This window comes from Rummeliibacillus pycnus (assembly GCF_002884495.1).
GTDB classification, from domain to species: domain Bacteria; phylum Bacillota; class Bacilli; order Bacillales_A; family Planococcaceae; genus Rummeliibacillus; species Rummeliibacillus pycnus.
This window is the reverse complement of sequence record NZ_KZ614145.1, coordinates 2,587,480-2,610,226: the sequence shown is the minus strand read 5'-3', so window position 1 is coordinate 2,610,226 and position 22,747 is coordinate 2,587,480. Positions and strand designations below refer to the sequence as shown.

At 34.5% G+C, this 22,747-nt stretch carries 18 protein-coding genes; 10 read left to right on the top strand and 8 right to left on the bottom strand.

Annotation, left to right across the window (positions count from 1 at the left end; genetic code table 11):
- The first annotated feature begins 384 nt into the window (after positions 1–384).
- Positions 385–2,112 (top strand): ABC transporter ATP-binding protein, encoded by a 1,728-nt coding sequence (locus tag CEF14_RS12700; protein ID WP_102693206.1) that lies wholly within the window; start codon positions 385–387, stop codon positions 2,110–2,112.
- The gene (locus CEF14_RS12695; RefSeq protein WP_102693205.1) at positions 2,112–3,935 is read left to right on the top strand and encodes an ABC transporter ATP-binding protein; all 1,824 of its coding nucleotides are present in this window, start codon (positions 2,112–2,114) and stop codon (positions 3,933–3,935) included. The genes CEF14_RS12700 and CEF14_RS12695 overlap by 1 nt, the downstream gene beginning before the upstream one ends.
- A gap of 251 nt (positions 3,936–4,186) precedes the next feature.
- Here CEF14_RS12695 and CEF14_RS12690 read toward each other — a convergent pair whose 3' ends face one another.
- Positions 4,187–5,233: an acyltransferase family protein gene (locus CEF14_RS12690; protein WP_102693204.1), complete on the bottom strand. Its 1,047-nt coding sequence runs from the start codon at positions 5,231–5,233 to the stop codon at positions 4,187–4,189.
- A 117-nt stretch (positions 5,234–5,350) separates the two neighbouring features.
- Here CEF14_RS12690 and CEF14_RS12685 point away from each other — a divergent pair, with 117 nt between their 5' ends.
- Both CEF14_RS12685 and CEF14_RS19070 read left to right on the top strand, forming a co-directional pair.
- Positions 5,351–6,214, top strand: coding sequence for a GNAT family N-acetyltransferase (locus tag CEF14_RS12685; RefSeq protein WP_102693203.1), 864 nt, complete (start codon positions 5,351–5,353; stop codon positions 6,212–6,214).
- Between the two features lie 267 nt (positions 6,215–6,481).
- Positions 6,482–6,622, top strand: coding sequence for a hypothetical protein (locus tag CEF14_RS19070; RefSeq protein WP_170061509.1), 141 nt, complete (start codon positions 6,482–6,484; stop codon positions 6,620–6,622).
- A 126-nt stretch (positions 6,623–6,748) separates the two neighbouring features.
- On the opposite strand, the gene helD is transcribed toward CEF14_RS19070, so the two are convergent.
- Positions 6,749–8,911, bottom strand: a complete 2,163-nt coding sequence (gene helD / locus CEF14_RS12680; protein ID WP_102694394.1) for an RNA polymerase recycling motor HelD — start codon at positions 8,909–8,911, stop codon at positions 6,749–6,751.
- Positions 8,912–9,113: 202 nt separating this feature from the next.
- Here helD and CEF14_RS12675 point away from each other — a divergent pair, with 202 nt between their 5' ends.
- Together CEF14_RS12675 and CEF14_RS12670 are read left to right on the top strand one after the other, a co-directional pair.
- Entirely contained in the window at positions 9,114–9,848 is a 735-nt protein-coding gene (locus CEF14_RS12675) for a glycerophosphodiester phosphodiesterase (protein WP_102693202.1), read from the top strand.
- A 381-nt stretch (positions 9,849–10,229) separates the two neighbouring features.
- On the top strand, positions 10,230–11,771 hold the full coding sequence (locus CEF14_RS12670; RefSeq protein ID WP_245890164.1) for a COG4705 family protein: 1,542 nt from the start codon (positions 10,230–10,232) through the stop codon (positions 11,769–11,771).
- A 256-nt stretch (positions 11,772–12,027) separates the two neighbouring features.
- Here the strand turns inward: CEF14_RS12670 and CEF14_RS12665 are convergent, their stop codons facing one another.
- On the bottom strand, positions 12,028–13,050 hold the full coding sequence (locus CEF14_RS12665) for a DUF2804 domain-containing protein (RefSeq protein ID WP_102693201.1): 1,023 nt from the start codon (positions 13,048–13,050) through the stop codon (positions 12,028–12,030).
- Between the two features lie 175 nt (positions 13,051–13,225).
- On the opposite strand from CEF14_RS12665, the gene CEF14_RS12660 reads away from it, so the two are divergent.
- Complete coding sequence (locus CEF14_RS12660) at positions 13,226–13,708, top strand: amidase domain-containing protein (RefSeq protein ID WP_102693200.1); 483 nt, start codon at positions 13,226–13,228, stop codon at positions 13,706–13,708.
- A gap of 107 nt (positions 13,709–13,815) precedes the next feature.
- Positions 13,816–14,388 carry a nitroreductase family protein gene (locus tag CEF14_RS12655; protein ID WP_102693199.1) on the top strand — a complete coding sequence of 191 codons (573 nt, stop codon included), beginning with the start codon at positions 13,816–13,818 and terminating at the stop codon, positions 14,386–14,388.
- A 151-nt stretch (positions 14,389–14,539) separates the two neighbouring features.
- Here CEF14_RS12655 and CEF14_RS12650 read toward each other — a convergent pair whose 3' ends face one another.
- A complete protein-coding gene (locus CEF14_RS12650; protein WP_102693198.1) occupies positions 14,540–15,922 on the bottom strand; it encodes a dipeptidase in 1,383 nt (460 codons plus the stop codon).
- Positions 15,923–16,074: 152 nt separating this feature from the next.
- On the opposite strand from CEF14_RS12650, the gene CEF14_RS12645 reads away from it, so the two are divergent.
- Together CEF14_RS12645 and CEF14_RS12640 are read left to right on the top strand one after the other, a co-directional pair.
- Positions 16,075–17,322 (top strand): hemolysin family protein, encoded by a 1,248-nt coding sequence (locus CEF14_RS12645; protein ID WP_322788389.1) that lies wholly within the window; start codon positions 16,075–16,077, stop codon positions 17,320–17,322.
- Between the two features lie 571 nt (positions 17,323–17,893).
- Entirely contained in the window at positions 17,894–18,442 is a 549-nt protein-coding gene (locus tag CEF14_RS12640; RefSeq protein WP_102693196.1) for an RNA polymerase sigma factor, read from the top strand.
- A 159-nt stretch (positions 18,443–18,601) separates the two neighbouring features.
- Here the strand turns inward: CEF14_RS12640 and CEF14_RS12635 are convergent, their stop codons facing one another.
- From CEF14_RS12635 to CEF14_RS12620, 4 genes are all read right to left on the bottom strand, one after another.
- Positions 18,602–19,027, bottom strand: coding sequence for a MarR family winged helix-turn-helix transcriptional regulator (locus tag CEF14_RS12635; RefSeq protein WP_102693195.1), 426 nt, complete (start codon positions 19,025–19,027; stop codon positions 18,602–18,604).
- Between the two features lie 24 nt (positions 19,028–19,051).
- A complete protein-coding gene (spx, locus tag CEF14_RS12630) occupies positions 19,052–19,456 on the bottom strand; it encodes a transcriptional regulator Spx (protein WP_102693194.1) in 405 nt (134 codons plus the stop codon).
- Positions 19,457–19,816: 360 nt separating this feature from the next.
- On the bottom strand, positions 19,817–20,704 hold the full coding sequence (locus CEF14_RS12625; protein ID WP_102693193.1) for a YitT family protein: 888 nt from the start codon (positions 20,702–20,704) through the stop codon (positions 19,817–19,819).
- Positions 20,705–21,082: 378 nt separating this feature from the next.
- Positions 21,083–22,645 carry an ABC-F family ATP-binding cassette domain-containing protein gene (locus CEF14_RS12620; protein ID WP_102693192.1) on the bottom strand — a complete coding sequence of 521 codons (1,563 nt, stop codon included), beginning with the start codon at positions 22,643–22,645 and terminating at the stop codon, positions 21,083–21,085.
- Positions 22,646–22,747: the final 102 nt, after the last annotated feature.

Here is a 22,747-nt window from a genome sequence, read left to right as displayed (position 1 = left end):
TCCTATCCATATTTTTTTAGATGTCTATAAGTAGAGAACGTCACTTATAAGACATCTTTTTTTATCTCGTATTAACAAGCAGGTTGACTCTTTAAAGAGGCCGTATGCTATAGGATTATGAAATTCCATTTTCATAAAAATTTGCTTGGAAATTGAAAAGGTGAAGAAGATAGGTGTGTGAAACTACCCGTAAAAGCTTGGTTAGTTTGTTTCAACAGGAAGTTGAACCCTTTGCTATAGGAAGGGAGTTCTTTTTAGTGGAGATAAAGGAACTATCACTAAAGGAAGTTTTACTCTATGGAGCTTCTTTATTTCGAGTAACGAATATATATGGCATAATTAATGACAATTACACTATATAGAATATCGGGAGGGGGCTTTATATTGAAAACAATTTTTCAATACATAAAGACATATAAAGTGCCTGCTTGTATTGCGCTTATGTTAATGTTCGTTGAATTAGCCGTCGAGCTTACACAACCATTACTGATACGGAAAATTATTGATGAAGGAATAGTTGTAAAAGACCTTCATACGGTTGGGTTATGGGGAACTATTATGTTAGCATTAGCATTTTTAGCGTTTTTTGCTGGTATCTTAAATTCTTTTTTTTCAGGGTATGCAGCGCAGAATTTTGCCTATGATTTACGAAATGCTTTATTTAGAAAAGTACAGTCATTTACAATGACAACCTTTTTACGTTTTCCTTCTGCAGGATTGATTACAAGGATAACAAATGACGTATCACAAGTACAGCAAGTATTCTTTATGAGTTTACGTATTATGATGCGTGCTCCATTAGTTGTAATTGGTAGTTTAATAATGGCGTTTTATGTTAATCCATCATTAGCTGTGTACTTAGTTATAGGGGTACCGATACTCGTACTGTTTATGTATTTTATGGTGAAAAAAAGTATTAGTCAGTTTGCAATGGTACAACGTAGAGTAGATAGAGTAAATCGTTTAATCCAAGAAAATCTACAGGCTATGCGATTAGTAAAGGCATATTTAAGAGGCTTATACGAGGCAAGTCGTTTCGAAAAGATTGCAAATGCTTTGAAAAAGGATACATCAAATGCACTACGGTTAATGGAATATATTCAACCTATATTGTTAATTGTCATGAACTTAGCAATGTTAGCCGTTTTATGGTTTGGAGCAGTACAAATACAAAAAGGGCAAACGCAAATAGGAGACATAGCAGCAATTATTAATTATACAATGCGTATGACAGGATCATTTTCAATGTTTGCATTCATTATTATGTTATTCTCACGTGCGAAGGCATCAGCTACTAGAATGGAAGAAATTCTTCTTATCGAAGATGGGGTTGAAGATGTCATCGTACATTCAACAAAAGAGGTACCATTAAACAAAGGAATCATAACATTTAAAAATGTGTCATTTAAATATCCACACACTGATCAATATGTATTGAAGAATATTTCATTTACTTGTGAACAAGGTGAAAAAATTGCCATTATGGGTTCAACAGGTTCAGGAAAATCAACCTTACTACAGCTTATTCCAAAGTTTTATGCTATTGAGGAAGGTCAAATTATAATTGATGGTGTAGATAGTAAGGAATGGAATGTAGAGAATTTACGAAATGCCATTGGCTATGTACCACAACGTTCTCTGCTTTTTACAGGTACTATTTTCGAAAATGTAACTTGGGGTAAAACCGATGCTACATTGCAAGAAGTAGAAAAAGCTTCACGAAAGGCACAAATTCATGATTCAGTCATGCATTTTCCAAATGGTTATCAAACACGGGTAGGTCAAAAAGGTGTTAATCTATCAGGTGGACAAAAGCAACGATTATCAATTGCTAGAGCGATTATACGTAGACCTGAGTTTTTATTATTAGACGATAGTACAAGTGCTCTTGATATAAAAACGGAGTCTGCATTATGGGAGGCTCTTGCTGATGAACGAGCAACTATGCTTGTAGTCACGCAAAAAATTCATACTGCACAAGGTGCAAATCGAATTCTACTGTTAGAAGATGGCGTTGTATCTGCCTTTGGTACACATGATGAACTAATGAATAGTTCAACGCTGTATCAAAAAATTGCACAATCTCAGGCAGGAACAGGAGGTGGCAAGTGATGATTAGATCGTGGTTACGTTCTACTGGTTATGAGCCAGTTCTTACGAAGGATGATATTAAATCTTCTAAAAAGAGAAAAGGTGCAAGAGCAAGTGATTGGCGATCAACTTTAGGTAGCATATGGAGACTTATTGATGAGCAAAGAGGGCTATTAATAGTTGTATTAGTAATGGTTGTACTTAGCTCCATTTTGTCATTATTAGGTCCTTATTTTATTGGTAAGATAATAGATGATCATATAATGAAAAAAGACTTTTCTGGTTTGAAAATGATGATTTTAAGCCTTGTATTGATCTATATAGGTTTATCGGTGTCGCTCTTTTTACAAAACTACTGGATGATTGGTATTGCACAACAAACCGTTTATCGTATGCGTACAAGTCTATTCACAAAATTACAACAATTACCAATAGCGTTTTTTGATAAAAGGCAGCATGGTGAATTAATGAGTCGAATGACAAATGATATGGATAATATTAGTTCAACATTAAATAGTACTTTTATTCAAGTGTTTTCCAGTATATTAACATTAGTAGGTACAATAGTAGTTATGCTAACAATGAGCCCACTACTGACATTTTTGACGATGCTAATTATTCCTATTATGTTTATTTCTACTCGTTGGATTACAAGGAGAACAGGCCAGTTATTTAAAGCGCAACAGCAAGCTCTTGGGGCACTTAATGGGATGATTGAAGAAACAATTTCAGGACAACGAGTTGTCAAAGCTTTTTCTCAAGAACAGCGTATGATGGATGAATTTGCAGAAAAAAGTAGTCACTTACGGCGAGTAGGCTATTGGGCAAATGTCTACTCAGGCGGTATTCCAAAAGTGATGAATTTGTTAAACAACGCAAGTTTTGCTGTTGTGGCAGGTGTTGGAGGACTACTTGCTTTAAAAGGCCATGTTTCAATTGGGACAATCGTAGTATTCGCTGAGTATGCACGTCAATTTACCAGACCTTTAAATGATTTAGCCAATCAATTTAATAATGTCTTATCTGCAATTGCTGGGGCAGAACGGGTATTTGCGATTATGGATGAGAAAGAAGAGTTAGACAATGCTAGAAATGCTCCAGAGCAGAAAATACAAGGGGACGTCAAATTTGATAATGTATCATTTAAATATGAAACGGACGAAGAAAATCAGACAATTTCACAGATCAGTTTCCATATAAAAAAAGGCCAAACAGCTGCTTTAGTCGGTGCTACGGGGGCTGGTAAGACAACGATTATGCAACTGCTTGCTCGTTTCTATGATGTCCAAAATGGTCAAATTTTAATCGATAATCGACCAATACAAACCTATTCAAGAAAAAATATACGCAGCCAAATGGCCTTTGTTCTTCAGGAACCATTCTTATTTGAGGCGACTGTGAAAGATAATATTCGATATGGTTATTTAGGAGCGACGGATGAAGAAGTGATCGAAGCAGCAAAAAAAGCGAATGCACATGACTTTATCATGTCTTTGCCACAAGGTTATGATACCTATTTGACAGCAGATGGCAGTCAAATAAGCCAAGGACAAAAACAGTTACTATCCATTGCAAGAGCACTTGTAGCAGATCCTTCAATCTTATTGTTAGATGAAGCTACAAGTAGTATTGATACCGTAACCGAATTAGAAATACAGGAAGCGCTTGAACGTCTAATGGAAGGGCGTACAAGCTTTGTTATTGCACATCGTTTAAATACTGTAAGAAAGGCTGATGTTATTTTAGTGATGCAAGAAGGCCACTTGGTGGAATCAGGTATGAGGAAAGAACTAATTAAGACAAAAGGATTATTCTATCAAATGCTACAACAAGCAAAGTTGTAATCAACAAAAGCTTCATTTGAGGGAGCAATTATTATTGTATGATAAAAGAGCTGTGTATAAGTGAAATACTTATGAACAGCTCTTTTTGCTAATATTTAAATTTACAAGTGTATTGATTAAGATAAAATAAAATAAGAAGAATGTTATTCTATTATCTAACTTGTGACTTATTATTTATTGCTTGTAGCGGTTATGGGGTGATCAACCGCTTTTTTTGGATAGATTGCTTCGTATGTTGAATTTATAAAGCTTTACGATTTTGCAACTTTTTTGAAACGGAAATTCCCCATAAATAAATTTGCATAAGGCATAAATCGTTTCATAATAACAGAAATAATTAGTGGAACAAGTAGACCTAACAATGTATAACCTAGTAATTTATATTCTATAAAGTCATTCATAAATTTATCAACCGAAATGTGTAGATACATGATTGTAATAGAATGCATTTCAATAAACTCCAATACCTTTAGACGGATATATTTTGTGATAAATTGGAAGAAACCAAAGATTACAATAAGAAATGCTATAGGTAGAACAATATCTAAAATAGGATGACTATAGCGAATGAATTTCATGCTAAGATGATAATCTAATTCTTTAAGCCAAGTAAGTCGCATAGCCATTGAAACAATTGCTACACAAGTGATCCATAATGGTAGGCGTACATGAAGGAAAATTTCCTTCGCGTAGTAACCAATGGCAAAATAAACAACCGCAATTAAAACAACATCTAAATTCCAAGGAATAATAATTGTTTGTGATGCTGCGTCAACAGGTCCATTAAGAATATTGACAACATAGAAACTTTCGAGTTGAGCAAGTATATAACACAAAGTTAGGAACAAAGCTTGGTTAACTCGATTTAAGTAGCGTGTTACTAGTAAGAATAAGATATAAGTAAAGAATAATGTCGTAATAAACCAAATAACACCATAAGAACCACGAGCAAAGCGTCCACCGAATAGAATCGTCATTAAATCATGTTTGTACCATTCTAATTCTGTGTTACCTGTCATAAATGCTAATACATAGCGTAAACATGTTATGATTGTTAGGAAAAAAATATAAGGAATTATTAGCTGGATTGTTCGTTTTTTAATGGATTGAATCATTGTCGCATTAGAGTCTGCAGGTCTAAAAAATAAACCACTTAAAACGAAGAATGCAGGCATATGAAACCAGTAAATATAGGTTAGTAATGGGAAGTCTAAATGTTTAGGATAATGTCCAATTACTACTAATATCATTAAAAAACCCTTTGTCGCATCGACCCAGGTTAATCGTTTTTTAGTCATAAAATTAAGCCTCCATTGCGATATTCTATACCATTAGTCGTAGTCTGAAAAGTAGGGAAAAGTAAAAATTTTATATCATTTATATTTCAAAATAATTACAAAATGGGGGACTTATGAATGGATGTCTTTTTAATGAAAGCGTCTTATCCACTTGACGAGTTAACAATTCAAGAATTAAAAGCGTTAATACAACAATCAAATACAAATGAAAATCAAGACATTGCTCTACTATTGAATGCTGATAGTTGGAGTAACTATGAAAGTCAAGGATTTGTTGTATTAGCCTATAGCGAAGAAGATCAACTACTAGGTGCACTTAGTGCAATAGACTTATTTGGTCTGAATACTTATGAATGGAGTACAGTTGTACACCCAAATTATCGTAGACAAGGGATTGGGACAGCACTTGTACAAGAGTTTACCACCGCATTAGTTGAACGTGGTGCAGCAGGTGATATGGGATTGTCGTTTCATGATGTTGCTGGACATCAGTTTTTAAAGCAAATAGGGTATGAATACAATTCATCTGAAGCAACATTGCAGGCAACTGCTAAACCGTATGAGCCTGCAAAAGAAATTTATATTCGGCCGTTTAAAGAACAAGATCGAGATATTTTAGTTCAACTAATGCAGGATGGTTTTGGCGATATGCCTGAAGAAACAGATGAACTCATTTCTTTTAACACAACGACATTAGGACGAACTTTATATATAGTAGAGTTTAAACAGAAGATTGTTGCAACAGTATCAATCGTTGAAAATGAGGCAGGTTTATGGGTTACAGCATTAACAGTTCAGCAAGCTCTTAGAAATCAAGGGATTGGTTCAGCTATCTTACGCTGGGCAAAAAATGAAGCTCACAAAAAGCAACAACACAAAGTTTTATTAGATGTTGAAATTGATAACATAAACGCTCTTAGTGTTTACCAAAAAGAAGGATTTACACCATTACATCAAGTCGATTATTTTATTAAAAGTTAATATGGAAAACGCGCGTAAAAATTATAAAACTTGTTATCTTTGGAGATAGTAAAACTGTTAGAAAAAAGTTATTTAAAACCAATGTTAACGGCAATATTTGAGGGCTAGCTAAGCTAATATTAAGTTAGTCCTAGTTCCTCATTTTAAAGAGAGACATCAATTATAAGGAGAAAAGTAGACATCCATCAAAAAAACACCGAATAATCCATACATATATTGGGGATTGCTACATATTATAAGAGTATAACTTACTTTTGGGGGGATTTTATGAGACTACCTGCATTACAAAAAGTAGAAAGTGTGCATAAGAATTTAATCACCCAAATCCTTTGTAAAATCGTAGGACGAAAAGTAGCTAAAATTGATCGTCAAAAAAAACGTTATTATCCTGTTCCTTCTAGAAAGTAAAGACTTTGTGCTAAGTCAGAGATAGGAGTAAGAGAAATCCTAATTGAAGATTGCAAAAAGTAATGCATAAACTGAGGTTTCTTCGCAAAAAAGGATTGGAAACATTTAATGTTTCCAATCCTTTTTTTACAATAGGAAATTTTCTTTCTTAGGTGCAACTAGATGCAATTCATGCATTGCACGTGTTAGTGCAACATATAGGAGTTTACGATCAATCGATGTATCTCTAAATGGATGGTCTACGGCTGCGATGATAACAGCATCAAATTCAAGACCTTTTGCAAGATGACTAGGTATAATAAGTAAAGCATCTTGATCAATCTCAGATGTTTCGAATAATGTTTGAACATTCATATTTACTTTTTGCAAGGCTTTAGTAGCTTTTTTAGCTTCGTCTGTTGTTTTACATATAAGTGCAATAGAATGGTGTCCCTTACTTCGGATTTGAGCATAAATGTCTGCGATTTGCTCAGCATCAAATGTCATCATTTCATGAAATGTAGGCTCTTCACCGTGGCGAACAACGGGTTCTACTAGGGGCAGATCTTCACTCATTTGCTCCAAAATACGATTGGCGACAGCCATAATTTCAATCGTTGTGCGGTAACTTTTTTGTAAAGTCTTGTAGCTAGCTCTTGGGAAAAGCTCACGTACAGGCTCCCAATTCGTTAACGATCGATAACTATGTATTCCTTGTGCAAGGTCTCCAACCATTGTGAACATATCCGTTTCAAGCCCCTCTTTTAAAGCGGCAAGTTGGAATAGACTATAATCTTGTACTTCATCGATAAAGACCACTTTCATCTTCCATTCGTCTTTGAAACCCTTAATTTTAGCTTGTAAATAGAATAGTGCCGCTAAGTCTTCTAATGCCCATACTTCTTTCTTATGCGCCTTCTCAAATCGGTCATGTTCTTCTTTTGTCCATTTTGAAGCTAGTTCTTCCTGTAACATTCGATTGGTTAAAAATTCACGATAGAGAGGTTTAATCTTGTATTTTTCAAACCGCTTCATATAGCGTGAGACTACAGTTTTAGCCTCCTTTTCAACTGCAGGAAGTCGTTCATCCCGCTCATCAATCCATTTCGTTACAACTTCCTTACGTTTTGCATCATCCCGAATACCAAATAATGCTTTATCTAAAACCGCATCATATCGTTTCTTTAAAGAATAGAGAATCTGTTTTTTCTTTTGCCTTACATGGTTTTGCATAACTGAACGAACTTTAGAAATTCTCTTTTCAAGAGGTAAATAATTGTAGTCTTCTAAAAAGAGTCTACGTAAATGGGAAGCTTTTAAAATACGATATTTTTCAATATAGATATCTTCAAATTGATCTGCAATTGTTTGTTCAATTTTGGCAACATATTGAGCCATGATATCACGATATTCTAGAGTTCCCTTCATCTTCGATACCCATAGAGCAATTTCATCTATTTCATCTTGTTGCACTAACTTTTCCAGTTGCTGATTTGGATTTTGTAATTTTAGCTTTATATTGGTAGCATTTTGTACATACTCAGCAAATGTTGTTTGACAAATTTGTCCAACACCGAGTTCTGGCAAAACGTCCGCGATATAATCGATAAACAATTTGTTGGGGGCTAGAATCATTAAGTCTTGTGCACGGAAATGTTCGCCCATCGTATATAGAAAATAAGAGATTCTATGAAGGGCAATTGTTGTTTTGCCACTACCGGCTGCACCTTGAACAAGAATTGGTTGTTTTAAGTGTGCTCGAATGACTTCGTTCTGCTCAGCTTGAATCGTTGAAACAATTTCCGTCAACCGAACATCTGCTTTTCCAGCAAGTGCATCTTGCAAGAGCTCATCATTTGTCGTGAGGTCAATATCACGTACCTCAAGTAATCGTCCTTTTTCAATTTTATATTGTCTTTTGGAGTATAGATGTCCTTTATATTCCTCACCATTTACTTCGTACGTTAAATCACCAAGACGTCCATCATAATAGACATTTGCAACGGGTGAACGCCAATCGACAATTATAGGTTCTTGTGTTTCGCGATCAAACAAAGATGTCTTCCCAATGTACAATTTTTCAGCTGGCTCATTTTCTTTTTGAAAGTGAATACGTGCGAAATAAGGTTTTTGACGAATTGCCTCTAATCCTTCACGTTGATTTTTTGCCATATCAAAAAAGCGAGCATTCGTTAAAATATTTTGGTAGCTTAAACTGGAATCTAAATAATCTAAATCAGCCATAGCAGTACGAATATTTTCTTGGGCAGTTTGTACATCACGTTTTGATTCGTCTAACAATTTTTGCATATAATATTTTGTATAAGCTAAATGTTGTTCTTCTTCTTTAAAATCAGGATGTTGTGTCACGAAATCAGCCTCCCGTTCTTAATAGGGTGATAATTACTACTATACGCTTATTATCATTTTAAATGAAGTTAAACGTTGTTTAATTGTGGTATGCACTGTAGGATGGAGGTAACAAGTAGAATCGGTTGGAGGAATGAATCAAATGAATATATTTGCACATCGTGGTGCATCGGGTACCTTTCCAGAAAATACATTAGCATCATTTCGAGAAGCAGCTAGACTACCAATTTACGGAGTTGAGTTAGATGTTCAGCGTACGAAAGACGGTGTTTTAGTAATCAATCATGATGAAAAAATTGATCGTACGTCAAATGGAAAAGGCTATATTCGAGATATGACTTTTGAAGAAATTCGCTCATACGATTTTGGTTCATGGAAAGGTGAGCAATTTGCAGGTGAAAAAATACCAACCCTAGATGAAGTGCTTGATGTTTTCAAAGCTACTCATCATATGATTAACATCGAATTGAAAACGGATGTTTTTGAATATCCTGGATTAGAAGACGATGTAATAGCAACGGTAAAATCTCACGATATGATGGAACGCGTACTGTTTTCATCGTTTGACCATGAAATTGTAGAAAGAGTTATTGAAAAAGCACCTTACAATGAAGTGGGAGCATTATTCATGAAGATTTTGGTCAATTTAGATGAGTATGGAGAAATGCTTGGTACGCATGCACTTCATGTTTCGCTTGTAGCTGCCAAACGTCAAGCTGTGAAAAAGGCTATAGAGTTAGGGAATAAAGTACGTGTTTATACGATTAACAAAGAAGAAGATTATGATTTAATGGAAGCAATAGGAGTCGATGCTATTTTTACGGATTTTCCAGAAAAGATGTATCGCCATGCTTATAGTAAAAGATACTATAAATGAATGGAATTGTGAGTTAACAAGTTTTTCGTATAGAATTTATGCTGTAAAATATCATTAGGGATTTTATGAAAAAACAGTATTCATTAATACAATCAGATGTTGATATAACAAAAACTAAAATTAAAAATAATCTTAAGAAGGAAAACGACAGTTTATTGCTGTCGTTTTTTGTAATTAATTCATTTTTAATCTAATCTTAATTGTCTATTAAATATCCACTAAGATTCCTTTTATGTTGTTCTTTTAAAATGGGTGTATGCCTCTTACGTATTTAAAATTGCCTTGATGTCATTAGTTAAGGACATAGTTCATTTTATCGAAATAGGCAAAGAAATAACTGTACAGTTTATAGACAAAGAATATTAGGAGGAATCGATTGTTATGAAAGATCAAGGAATTAGTGAGAATATGTCAACTAATTCAGGTGGAAATTCAGTCAATCCATCACTAGGCAGACAAATGCTAAATAAAGTTCCACAAGTTACGATTTTTTTCTGGATTATCAAAGTTTTATGCACAACTGTCGGAGAAACATTTGCTGATTTCCTAAATTTTAACCTTGGATTGGGGTTAATGAACACTACCATACTTATGGGAATAGCATTTTTCATTTTCTTGTTTCTTCAATTCAGAGCAACTAAATATGTTCCATCAATTTATTGGACAACTGTTGTTTTAATAAGTGTATTTGGAACATTGGTAACTGATAATTTGACAGACAATATAGGAGTACGACTAGAGGTTAGTACAGCAGTTTTCTCTGTCCTGCTAGGCTTAACTTTTCTTTTCTGGTATCTTAGTGAAAAAACACTTTCGATTCATTCAATCTATACAAGAAAAAGAGAAGTTTTCTATTGGCTTACTATTCTTTTCACTTTTGCACTTGGAACAGCAGTCGGAGATTTATATTCTGAACAACTAGGTCTTGGTTATGTTAAAACAGGAACAATAGTTATTATTATTATTGCTGTTATCTATTTGGCATATAAATTCTTGAAACTCGATGCGGTATTAGCGTTTTGGATTGCATATATTCTTACTCGTCCACTTGGAGCATCATTAGGAGATTTCCTATCTCAACCAAAAGTTAATGGGGGGTTAGGTTTAGGAGCAACCACTACTAGTGTAATTTTTCTTGTAGCTATTTTAGCAATCATCGTCTTTCTTGCTGTTACAAAAATTGATACAACAACAGGGAAAAATAATACAGCAGAAACAAACCAAGAAAATGGAAACGCGAAAAATGTTTTGATACAAACCATTGTAGTACTGTGCATTTTCTTAGGTGGTGGTATAGGCAGTTATTATTCAATCAGTAATAGCGTCTCATCGCAAGCAACTACATTAGCTGGACAATTAACGGATTTTATTAATATTGAAAATAATATGCTAAAGGATGTAAATTCAAATAACTTTACTTCAGCGAAAAAAGAGGCTGACGATTTAGAACATCAATGGGACGCATCTGAATCTAAACTAAGAAAAATAGATGGCACAACATGGACTAAAATTGATGGAACGTTTGATATTGTCTTAGCATCAGTTCGTTCATCAAACCCTGATGCAAGCAAGTGTAAATCTGTCATTACAAATTCGCTTAGTGTCTTAAACGGAGCAAATACAGCATCGCAAGCAACTACATTAGCTGGGCAATTAACAGACTTCGCTAAAATTGAAAATGATATGTTAAACCAAGTAAACTCAAAAAACTTTACTGCAGCGAAAAAAAGTGCTGATGATTTAGAACATCAATGGGATGTGTCAGAGCCTAAACTAAGAAAAATAGATGGCATAACATGGACTAAAGTTGATGGAACAATTGACGTTGTCTTAGCATCAGTTCGTTCATCAAACCCTGATGCAAGCAAGTGCAAATCTGCACTTAACAATTCGCTTAATGTCATAAACGGAGCAAATAAATAAAAAATCATAGGAACCGTAAATCGCGGTTCCTTTTTTAATCTAAAAACAAAGGAAGAGGGGCATCCCAGAAAGTTATTAATCTTATGTGATGCTAATCCGTTGATTACAGTGAATAGTGGATGCTTTCCGTGGGATTTTATAAAATATAAAAAAATTGCTCTTCTTCATAAAAATGAGGAAGAGCAATTTTTAATGAATTAAATAACGAAATTTCTTATTAAACTATGCTTATTCGACAACCTCTTAGTCTGTATTATTACCATTTTGCGATATGATCTTCAACCGTTCCTAGTAGTTGTTGAATAGGCATATAATGTCCATTTTCTAAGCGAACACGACCATTATAATACCCAACCATTTGATGTACAGAAGATTTCACTAGTTTTACATCTGTAGTAGCTTCTCGTTCAAAAAATGGTGTAAATATTAGTTGTATATCATCTGTGAATTTCGTCGTAATATGCCATGGTTGCATAAAATTCTTCTTATTAAAATTGAAAATTACATCCTCATGAATCTTTTGCATTTTGCCATCAATAAATATGGCGTTTTCTGTCATTCCCGTACCATCCGTCCATTGGCCACCAAGGTTTAACGCTATACGATGATTTCCAGAACGTTGTGAGGCCATAGCCCAGTTCCAAGTTGCTTCCCGTGGCCAAACTCCACGACCAAAATCGAGAACGGCAAAACAGTCTTCTTCGAAAAAGTTATAACGTTTATCTCCGATTTTTACATAACCACTAGCTGGTAAAGAATGATGCTTTGCAGTAAATTGAAATGTTTGACGGTTCCATGGAATGACAACATTTAATGAATCATCGTCTTCTAGATGTTTGATTGTTAAGTCTGCATGCAGAAGATCTCCATCAAAATCAGGAATGGTTACAGTCATCTGTGTTTCACCTTGAGAATATAGTAGTTGAATTTTTACATCATTGTTGTTGAAAGACACGGTTTCTAAAACATTTTCAGGCATTTTAAGTTTATATCCAAGAGGAATTGTAACCGTTTTCTCAAAATATCTTTGCGTTTCATATTCGAGAAAATAGACGAAACAAACTGCTGCATAATCTAAATGACTAATTGTTGCTGAGAACATAATGTCGTCACCAAAAACACACCAATAATTCCATTTTTTCTTACGCATAATATGACCTTTTAAATTACTTTGTATAATAGGCTTTCTTGCATAACCGATAGCAGCAGGATTTAAGTTGCCTTTTTTATCACAAAGTAATGTCATATCAACAATCTCTTTTTCAGCGTGCTGTGTCAATTCAAACATCCTTTCAAACATAAAAATAGGAGATACAAAGTTAGATGTATCCATTGTACCAAAAAAAGTATAATATTGTTCACTCATTTAATAATGTTATTTATTTGTCATATCAGTGCAAGAAAGAGTAACAATAAGATTTGTCCTTACATAAGGTAAAGGAGGAGGTAATGGTATGTATAATAGGCAAAAAGCTGTTGATTATGCAAATCGCTGGTGGGACAGTGCAAATCCTGCATTTCCTAAATTTGATGATGATTGTACCAATTTCATCTCACAATGTTTGTTTGCAGGTGGAGCTCCGATGGCAGGGTACCCTGATCGGATAAAGGGATGGTGGTTAAAGGGAGGAACATGGAGTTATAGTTGGACGACTGCAAATGCACTGTTCTGGTATTTGCAAAATTCAACAAAAGGATTACGGGGAAAAAGAGTTCAAAGCGAGAGTGATTTGGAGCTAGGAGATTTAATTTTTCTTGACTTTACGGGAGATGGTAGAGTTGATCATTCTTTAATTGTAACGAGCATTATAAATGGTGTACCTTATGTTAATGCACATACAACAAACAGTTACCATCGATTATGGACATATGAAGATTCAAGCGCTTATACACCAAATATAAAATATTATTTCATGCACATAGAAGTAACCCCATAAGATGCTGTTCTTTTTATTTTGCAACAATACTATGGTAAGGTGAAAAGGGTAATATACATACAAGTATATTCAACGTAAAACGTGTTCCAATTATAGGAGTGATTATGATGAATGAACAATCTTTATCAGTAAAAGAAGCAATTCGTAACCGTCGTTCTATTAAAATGTTCAATGGTCAACCTGTAGACCGTGATGATTTAATGGAAATTATTAACGATGCTGTATGGGCACCAAATCATGGGAATCGCCAACCGTGGCGTATAGTACTTGCTTGTGGAACTGAATTAGATGCCTTAAAAGAATTAATCCGTGAATATGCAGTCCCAGAATGGAAACAATTATCTGAAGATGTACTTGCAAAAAAAATGCAAAAATTCGTTACACCAGGTGCATATGAATTCGTAATCGTACCACAAGATGTCCGTCAAAAAGAACGTTATGAAGACTTTGCTGCGGCTAGTAGCTTCATTCAAAATATACAATTATTGGCGTGGGATCGTGGAATCGGCGCATGTTGGAAAACACCAAATTGGATTGATCATCCAAAATTCCGTGAAGCATTAGGCGTAAAACCAGAAGAACGTATCATTAGTATGCTTCAATTTGGTTACTTTGACGAAATTCCAAAAGAAAAACCTCGTAAATCAGCAGAAGAGATTGTTACAATTTTTGGTGAATAATGATAATCAGCTTTCTTAAATAAAAGGTTCTGTTTAATGAGCTTGTTAATGATTTAATGGCCGAAATGAATGGCTTATAGACCAGTTAAAAAAACAAATTAAAAGCCAACCTCCTTAATTAAACTTAGGAATGTTGGCTTTTAAAATATGCTTATTTCGATAAATTTGCGATTTCATAATAGTAATCGCTAACTACTCGAAGCCCTTTATCAAAGTTTTCTAAATGGAAGTGTTCATTTGGTGCATGGAAATTTTCTGTTGATAGTGCAAAGCCCATCATAATAACAGGGACAGCTAAAATTTCATCAAATGTTGCTACAATTGGTATAGATCCACCGGCGCGAATATAAGCTGTTTTTGCGTCATATTGTGTTTCGTATGAACGACCAGCAGCTTGGATATATGGATGGTCAAGTGGTGTGATGAATGGTTTACCTTTGTCAAAATCAGTGACTGTAATATCTACACCGGCTGGTTTATGTTTTTCGATATGTGCTCTTAGTTGAGCTACGATTTCATTTGGATCTTGATCAGGTACTAAACGACAAGTAATTTTTGCACCAGCAGTTGCAGGTAGTACTGTTTTAATACCTTCTCCTGAGAAACCACCGAATACACCGTTTACTTCTAAAGTTGGACGTGCCCATGTGCGTTCAAGATAAGTATATCCTTCTTCTCCATATAATTCTTTTACGCCAGCTTCTGCTTTAATATTTTCTTCATCAAAGTCTAAAGCTTCAAATGCAGCTTTTTCTTCTGCTGTTATTGGACGTACTTTATCATAGAAACCATCTACTGTTATTGTGCCATGTTCATCGTGGAATGATGCAAGGATATCGGCTAAGGCGTGAATTGGATTTTGCACACCGCCACCATAAATACCGGAATGAAGGTCACCTTTTGCAGCACGAACATCTATTTGAACACCAGTTAAACCTCGTAACGCATAACATACAGCTGGACGACCTGGTGCATAAAGACTTGTATCTGAGATTAATACTAAGTCAGCAGCAAGTTGTTCTTTGTGTGCCTCAACAAATGCGGGAAGATTTACACTACCAATTTCTTCTTCGCCTTCAATTAGGAATTTTACATTAACTGGTAATACCCCATTTTCTTTTATCAATGCTTCAATTACTTTTACATGCATAAATACTTGGCCTTTGTCATCACTTGAACCACGAGCATATAAAATATTGTCGCGAATTTCAGGTTTGAATGGTTCGCTATCCCATAAATTTAAAGGATCTACTGGTTGTACATCGTAATGACCATATACTAAAATAGTTGGTTTACCTTCAGCATGTAACCAGTCGGCAGTAACAACTGGATGCCCAGCAGTTTCATTGATTTTAATATTTTCAAGTCCAGCATTTTTCATGGATTCTCCAAGAAAAGCAGCTGCTTTTTTCATATCTTCTTTATGTTCAGATAAAGAACTAATACTTGCGATAGATAAAAATTGTTTCATTTCATCGAGATGTTCATCACGATGAGTTGTAAAGTAAGTGTCTAATGCTTCTAATTGACTCACTTAGATCCCTCATTTCAATATTTCATTAACAGAATTATACCACAGCAGATATTTTATATAGATAGTACAACGCTTACGCAGAACTCACTAAAATATGGTATATTATGTAGTAGAAATTTTGCACGGAATTTGAATGGTTTTGGGGAGGTATCTTGTTGGAATTTCTGGGATTGGTCGTATGCTTGCTTATATCATTTTTCTTTTCTGGAAGTGAGACGGCTTTAACAGCTATAAATAGGATGAAGGTCCAGTTACGAGCAAACCAAGGTGACAGAATGTCTCAAAAACTGAACCTATTGATTGCTCAACCAGATCGTATGATTACGACTATTTTAATTATCAATAATACAGTAAATATTTTAATGCCAACATTATTAACCATTATTGCATTGCGTCATAATTGGCAAATTTCTGTGGCTACGACTATTTTAACAATTATCATTATTGTTTTTGGTGAAGTATTACCAAAGACAATTGCTGTAACTTTCGCTGATCGGCTTGCGTATCTTGTAGCCCCAATTGTCTCATTATTCGTAAAAATCCTTAGTCCGATTACGTGGATAGTACAAGGGTTTACTAATTTATTTATTCGTATAATATCTAATGGAACTGTGACGAAAGCAACCCTTACCAAGGAAGAATTTAGGGGGATAGTAGATTTTGCTTCAACAGAAGGAGCATTTGATGAAAGTGAATCCGAACGTTTAAAAGAGGTATTAGATTTTCCGGACAAGGATGTATCGGATGTTTTAGGTACACATCGAACGGATGTTATTGGCTTACCAGTTGATGCGAATTATGAAGATGTAAGAAATACAATTTTAGAATACTCATTTACTCGCTATCCAGTTTACGAAGATAGTTTAGATAATATTGTAGGGATGTTCTATTCGAAAAAATTTGTTGAATGGTCTTTAGATCCAACCAAAAAGTTGGTTGATTTTATGGATCCAGATCCTCTTTATGTGGTTTCAACTGTAAGTATTGAAAAAGTATTCACAATGATGCTTACACAAAAGAAACATTTGGCTATTGTTTTGGATGAGTATGGCGGTACTCTTGGAATCGTTTCACATGAAGATATTATTGAAGAAATGATTGGTCTAGAAATTGAGGATGAGTCAGATGAAGAAGTGGAATCACTTATATATGATTTAACAGAAAATACATTAGTTTGTCATGGGCGGTTAGAAATTGAAGAGGCGAACCAACTTTTTAAGGTTGCAATTCCACAGGATCACGAAACAGTAGGTGGGTTTGTTCTAGAATTAAGTTTGCATATACCAGAACCTGGCGAAACGTTTGATTTTGAAAATCTGCATATCGTTGTAAATGAAGTAGACGATAGCCGTATTACAAAATTGACGATTACAAAACGCCCAATAGTACTAGATGAATAATCGAAACAAGAAAATGCCTAAAAGTTCCTTAAAAACTTTTGGGCTTTTTTTGCATAAACATATAAATGAATCAATTTCATAATTCAAAATCCATATAAAATATACGAACTTTAATATATATATACAGTTTTGTTCATTGTGGAGCGAAAGACGGCGACTCCTACGGGAAAAGCTTGAGCTGAAAGCCCCGCAGGAACGTAGTGACGAGGAGATTGAAGCCAAGCCCGTGGAAAGCGCCGTCTGTAGCGGAACATCCAAATCCAAATATTTAAAAGTTAATGTGTTAAGATGTTCATATTTAAAATTCGAAAATGGATATATAAAATTGATTCAAATTTAAAAGATTTTAATTGTATCAAAAATAAAAAAACTTTAATAATTGGTTGAATTTATTGAGGTGTAATGTTCAAAAAATTAGATATTACAACGTTTCAAAGCGGCTCATTACATACTTTTCACACAAACCTTACATGAATGTAATGAAATTGAAAGTTAATCCGATAGAGAGAAAGGTTGGGTTTTGCGAAAATAAGTTTAACAAAGCAAGACATTGAACCGGAGGATATTTAAAATGAATATTACACTTGAAAATGTTTATGAAGAATACAATCGTTATATATATCACTTATGTTTAAAATTAACGCGCAACAAATCTGAAGCAGAAGACCTTATGCAAGAAGTTTGGGTAAAGGTTGTTCGCTACGAATCTTATGTTGCTGAAGTAGAACACGTAAAAGCTTGGTTAACAACTATTTGTATGAATACTTTCCGCGACCGTTATCGTAAAAATGTTCGTCGTAGTAAGTACATGATGAGTCAACCTGAAACATTAGACGTACCAGTATTAGATTTGGTTCCCAATAATGATCCATCAACTGAAGCAGTAGTTGAACAAGAAGTTATTTCTGAAATTGTACAAGAGAAAATTAATCAATTAGATAGTATTTATCGAAATACACTTTTATATTTCTACGTAAATCAATACTCTTTAGTAGAAATTGCAGAGTTAATGAAAGTGTCGATTGGTACCGTTAAATCTCGATTATTTCGCGCAAAACAACGTTTAAAAGACATCATGATGTCTGATGCAACATCTGCAGAAGTAGTTTTACCAGCATAATAAGCCCACAACCTTATCAGGGCATCATACAATCTAGTCAGAGGTTGTTGGCTATGAATAAGAAACAAAAACGTTGCCCTCAAAGGAGAGCAACGTTTTTTATATTGTGATTTTTCTTAGAAAAGCATTTGGGTTACATGATATGGATCCTTCTACAATTTAACCTAATAAGCACTTTGAGAAGATAGTTCTTAAAGAATGAATTTCTTCTTCAGTGAGCATTCCAAACATACGGTCTACAATATTTGTAATATGTTCGTGAGCAGTTACTAAAAGTTCATGACCTGCTTCAGTAATCTCAAGCTGTGAGGCACGGCGATCAGTTGGATTTTGAGTTTTAATAATATAACCTGCTTTAATCAGCTTAGTAGTGAGTACAGTAACACCACCTGTAGTAACGTGAAGTCTTTCAGCCAAAGCTGAAGGGCGCATAGGTCCTTCACCATGGAGTAAATCGAGTATAAAGATATGGGTTTTTGACAATCCCATGGTATTGTGACTATTCCACTCATTTGCCCATTTTCTCTCTAAAGAAGAAACAATTTCAAAAAGGGAAGCAATACTTTCTCTTCTTGTTTCATTCATAATTTTCATCTCCAAAATGTATCATTAGCTTTCATAAGATAATCGTTGCATTTCATACAATTCATATGCACGAACTTTACGAGGGATAAAACGACGAATATCCATTTCGTTATAGCCAACTTGTAGGCGTTTTTCATCTAAAAGTATTGGACTACGTAACATTTTAGGATGCTCTTTCACAATATCATAAAGTTCTTGAATGGATAATTGTTCAATATCACATTTTAAGTTTTTGAAATCTTTTGAGTTTTTGGAAATGATTTCATCAGTACCATCTTCAGTCATACTTAAAATACGTTTAAACTCAGGAAGTGTTAACGTTTCAGAAGTAATTCGTTTTTCTTTGTAAGTAATATTATTATCTCTTAACCATTGTAAAGCCTTTTTAGATGAGGTACAGCTTGTTTGAGTATAAATGGTAACAGTCATATAGATTCCTACTTTCTGTAGTTTTATTATATTTATATCTTATCAGTAAGATATTTATAAGTCAATGGAGATTGGTGAGAAAATGAGTCGAATTTGCAAAAAAACGAGCAAATTCACGAAAAGTTCAAATTTGTATTGGTCAAATTCTATTTAATTGAATTCTAAAAATTTGGAGATAAATAATCTGCTTGAACTATAAAAAAGTCTCTCTATATGGAACGATTATCAGATCATATTGTTCTACCCATTTAGTTTAAAAAAGTTCTTTTAATCATTTATTATTCACTCTTAGTGTCTGCAAATTTTGCGAATTAAAAAACACCACTGTACAAAATTGATACAGTGATGGCACGAAAATAATTAGTGAATATCTTTTTTCTTAAAATTTCCGCCCTGAATTTCAGACATATTACTAAATGCCAAGAAAGCAGAGGGATCAACGTCTTCTACGATTGATTTTAACTTGGCTTCTTCAAGTCGGCTGATTACACAGAAGATGACTTGCTTTTCGTCTTTCGTATAGCCACCCCTACCATTAAGATAAGTGATGCCTCGACCTAAACGATCCATGATGGCTTCACCAATTTCATCTGCTTGATCGCTGATAATCCAAATTGATTTTGTTTGGTTAAAGCCTTCAGAAACAAGGTCGATAGTTTTAAAAGCGATAAAGTATGCAATTAGTGAATACATAGCACGGTCAAGACCGAAAATAAATCCGGCACTACCTAAAATAAATAGATTCATGAACAAAATAATTTGTCCAACGGAGAAGGGAAGCTTTTTGTTAAACATAATGGCTAGCGTTTCACTACCATCTAAGCAGCCCCCTGCACGAATAGCAATTCCTACACCTATACCAAGCATAATGCCACCAAGAACAGTAGCAAGAAGCGTATCATTTGTAAATGCTTGTCCATGTGGTATGAAAGATGTGGCAAGTGATAAAACAATAATGCCATAAGCTACAGAAATAGCGAAACTTTTACCAATTTGTTTATACCCTAAATAGAGAAATGGGATGTTGAATAAAAAGAGGAATAGACCAAGTGACATGCCTGTTATATGAGATGCCATCATAGCAATACCCGTAACACCGCCGTCGATTAAATGATTGGGGATAAGCACTTTTTCAAGACCAACTGCCATGATTAAAGCACCAAAAGTAATTAATGCAAAACGAATTAAGATTCTTTTATGTTTTCCTTTCTTTTTTGTTATACCATCTGAATTGTCATTGTTACCCATAAAACCACCGTCCTTATACTTTTTGTATCATGAATAATTATACACTTTCAAGCGAAAGGGTATAAAAATTAAGAAAAATGCCAAAACTATTAAGTCCATATTAGAAAAGAAAGTCATACTATCTATATATACTTGGGTGAAATCAACTAAGGATAAGAGATTTTGTTTGTTAAAATTCAGGTAATTATTTGACCTTTGAGGGTTTACTTTGATAAAGCTGTAAAGGTAGGGAAAGAAGCTTGCTGTTCAGAAGAAAAGAATATTTAAAGCAAAACAAAAACAGTGCGTTTCACAACACACCGTTTTTTGTAATAAAATTTGAATTGGATGAATTTTACATTATGAAATGAATTCAACTTCTTTATAATAAAAAAATTATTATTGATGTCCTTGAGCGAACCATTCTGCAACATTCCATACTTTTGTGACAAGGCCATCATAGAATTCAGGTTCGTGGCTGACTAATACAATGGTTCCTTTGTATTCTTTCATCGCACGTTTTAGCTCATTTTTTGCATCGACATCCAAGTGGTTTGTCGGTTCATCAAATAGCATCCAGTTACTTTCTTCCATCATTAATTTACATAAACGAACTTTTGCTTGTTCTCCACCACTTAGTTGATTTAATGGGCGGGAGATATGCTCATTTTTCAATCCGGTTTTAGCTAGTAATGCACGAACAGTTGCTTGTTCTAATGAAGGGAACGCATTCCATACATCTTCGATAGGGGTGATGGAACCGGCTTTTACCTCTTGTTCAAAGTAAGAAGGGAACAAGAAGTCACCGCGTTCAACTTTACCACCCAGTGCAGGGATTTTACCTAGCATTGTTTTTAATAATGTAGATTTACCAACTCCGTTCATCCCAACGAGTGCAACTTTTTCGCCACGTTCAATTTGGAAAGTAAGTGGTGGAAGTAGTGGTTTATCCTTGTCATAACCAATTAGTAAGTTCTCAGCTTCTACGACATAGCGACTTGAGCTACGTGATTCTTTGAATGAGAATTGTGGTTTTGCAGCTGTTTCTGGACGGTCAATACGCTCCATACGATCTAATTGTTTTTGACGAGATTTTGCACGACCCGTTGTTGAGAATCGGGCTTTGTTTTTTGCGATAAATGTTTCTTGTTTTTTAATAAAATCTTGTTGTTTTTCATACGCATCGATGTGTTGGCGTTTATTGATTTCCGCAAGTTCTAGGAATTTTTCGTAAGTTGCTGTGTAGCGAGTTAGTTTTGAAAATTCCAAATGGAAAATAACATCAACTACACCATTCATAAATTCAGTATCATGCGAAATTAATAAGAAGGCATGTGGATAATCTTTTAAGTAATTGCTTAACCAAGTGATATGCTCTTCATCTAAATAGTTTGTTGGCTCGTCTAGTAGCAATACTTTTGGTTTTTCCAAAAGTAGTTTTGCTAATAATAATTTTGTTCGTTGACCACCGGATAGGGCAGTAACGTCACGATCTAAGCCAATAGCATCAAGTCCAAGACCACGTGCAACTTCTTCGATTTTCATATCTAAAGTATAAAAATCTCCAGCATCTAGTGCATCTTGAATAACGGCCATTTGTTCAAGAAGATCTTCTAATTCTTCAGGTGTTGCATCGGCCATTTTATTTGTGATTGCATTTAACTCTTCTTCTTTTTTATAGAGAGGTAAGAAAGCATCGCGTAATGTATCACGCATTGTTCTACCTGGTGTAAGTACAGCGTGTTGATCTAAGTAACCATAGTGTGTACCTGGTAGCCATTCAACACGTCCAGCATCGTGGATTAACTCACCTGTAAGAATATGCATTAATGTCGATTTACCGACACCATTTGCGCCAACTAGCCCAACATGTTCGCCTTCTACAATACGAAAAGAAACATCTTTAAAAAGGGTACGATCGCCAAAGGTATGGCCTAATTTTTCAACTGTTAATATACTCATGTGTAATAGGGTCCTCCGTATCCATGCATGGAGAATCTGCATAGGTAGTAGTATGTTTTGTTTTGTGAATAGTATCTTATTGGAATGATTGAATCGTTATAA

Bases quoted from the DNA above. Each gene is read 5' to 3' on its own strand.
- CEF14_RS12695 (WP_102693205.1), top strand. From the start codon at position 2,112: ATGATTAGATCGTGGTTACGTTCTACTGGTTATGAGCCAGTTCTTACG.
- CEF14_RS12690 (WP_102693204.1), bottom strand. From the start codon at position 5,233: ATGACTAAAAAACGATTAACCTGGGTCGATGCGACAAAGGGTTTTTTA.
- CEF14_RS12685 (WP_102693203.1), top strand. From the start codon at position 5,351: ATGGATGTCTTTTTAATGAAAGCGTCTTATCCACTTGACGAGTTAACA.
- CEF14_RS19070 (WP_170061509.1), top strand. From the start codon at position 6,482: ATGAGACTACCTGCATTACAAAAAGTAGAAAGTGTGCATAAGAATTTA.
- helD (WP_102694394.1), bottom strand. From the start codon at position 8,911: ATGCAAAAATTGTTAGACGAATCAAAACGTGATGTACAAACTGCCCAA.
- CEF14_RS12675 (WP_102693202.1), top strand. From the start codon at position 9,114: ATGAATATATTTGCACATCGTGGTGCATCGGGTACCTTTCCAGAAAAT.
- CEF14_RS12670 (WP_245890164.1), top strand. From the start codon at position 10,230: ATGAAAGATCAAGGAATTAGTGAGAATATGTCAACTAATTCAGGTGGA.
- CEF14_RS12660 (WP_102693200.1), top strand. From the start codon at position 13,226: ATGTATAATAGGCAAAAAGCTGTTGATTATGCAAATCGCTGGTGGGAC.
- CEF14_RS12655 (WP_102693199.1), top strand. From the start codon at position 13,816: ATGAATGAACAATCTTTATCAGTAAAAGAAGCAATTCGTAACCGTCGT.
- CEF14_RS12640 (WP_102693196.1), top strand. From the start codon at position 17,894: ATGAATATTACACTTGAAAATGTTTATGAAGAATACAATCGTTATATA.
- CEF14_RS12635 (WP_102693195.1), bottom strand. From the start codon at position 19,027: ATGAATGAAACAAGAAGAGAAAGTATTGCTTCCCTTTTTGAAATTGTT.
- spx (WP_102693194.1), bottom strand. From the start codon at position 19,456: ATGACTGTTACCATTTATACTCAAACAAGCTGTACCTCATCTAAAAAG.
- CEF14_RS12625 (WP_102693193.1), bottom strand. From the start codon at position 20,704: ATGGGTAACAATGACAATTCAGATGGTATAACAAAAAAGAAAGGAAAA.
- CEF14_RS12620 (WP_102693192.1), bottom strand. From the start codon at position 22,645: ATGAGTATATTAACAGTTGAAAAATTAGGCCATACCTTTGGCGATCGT.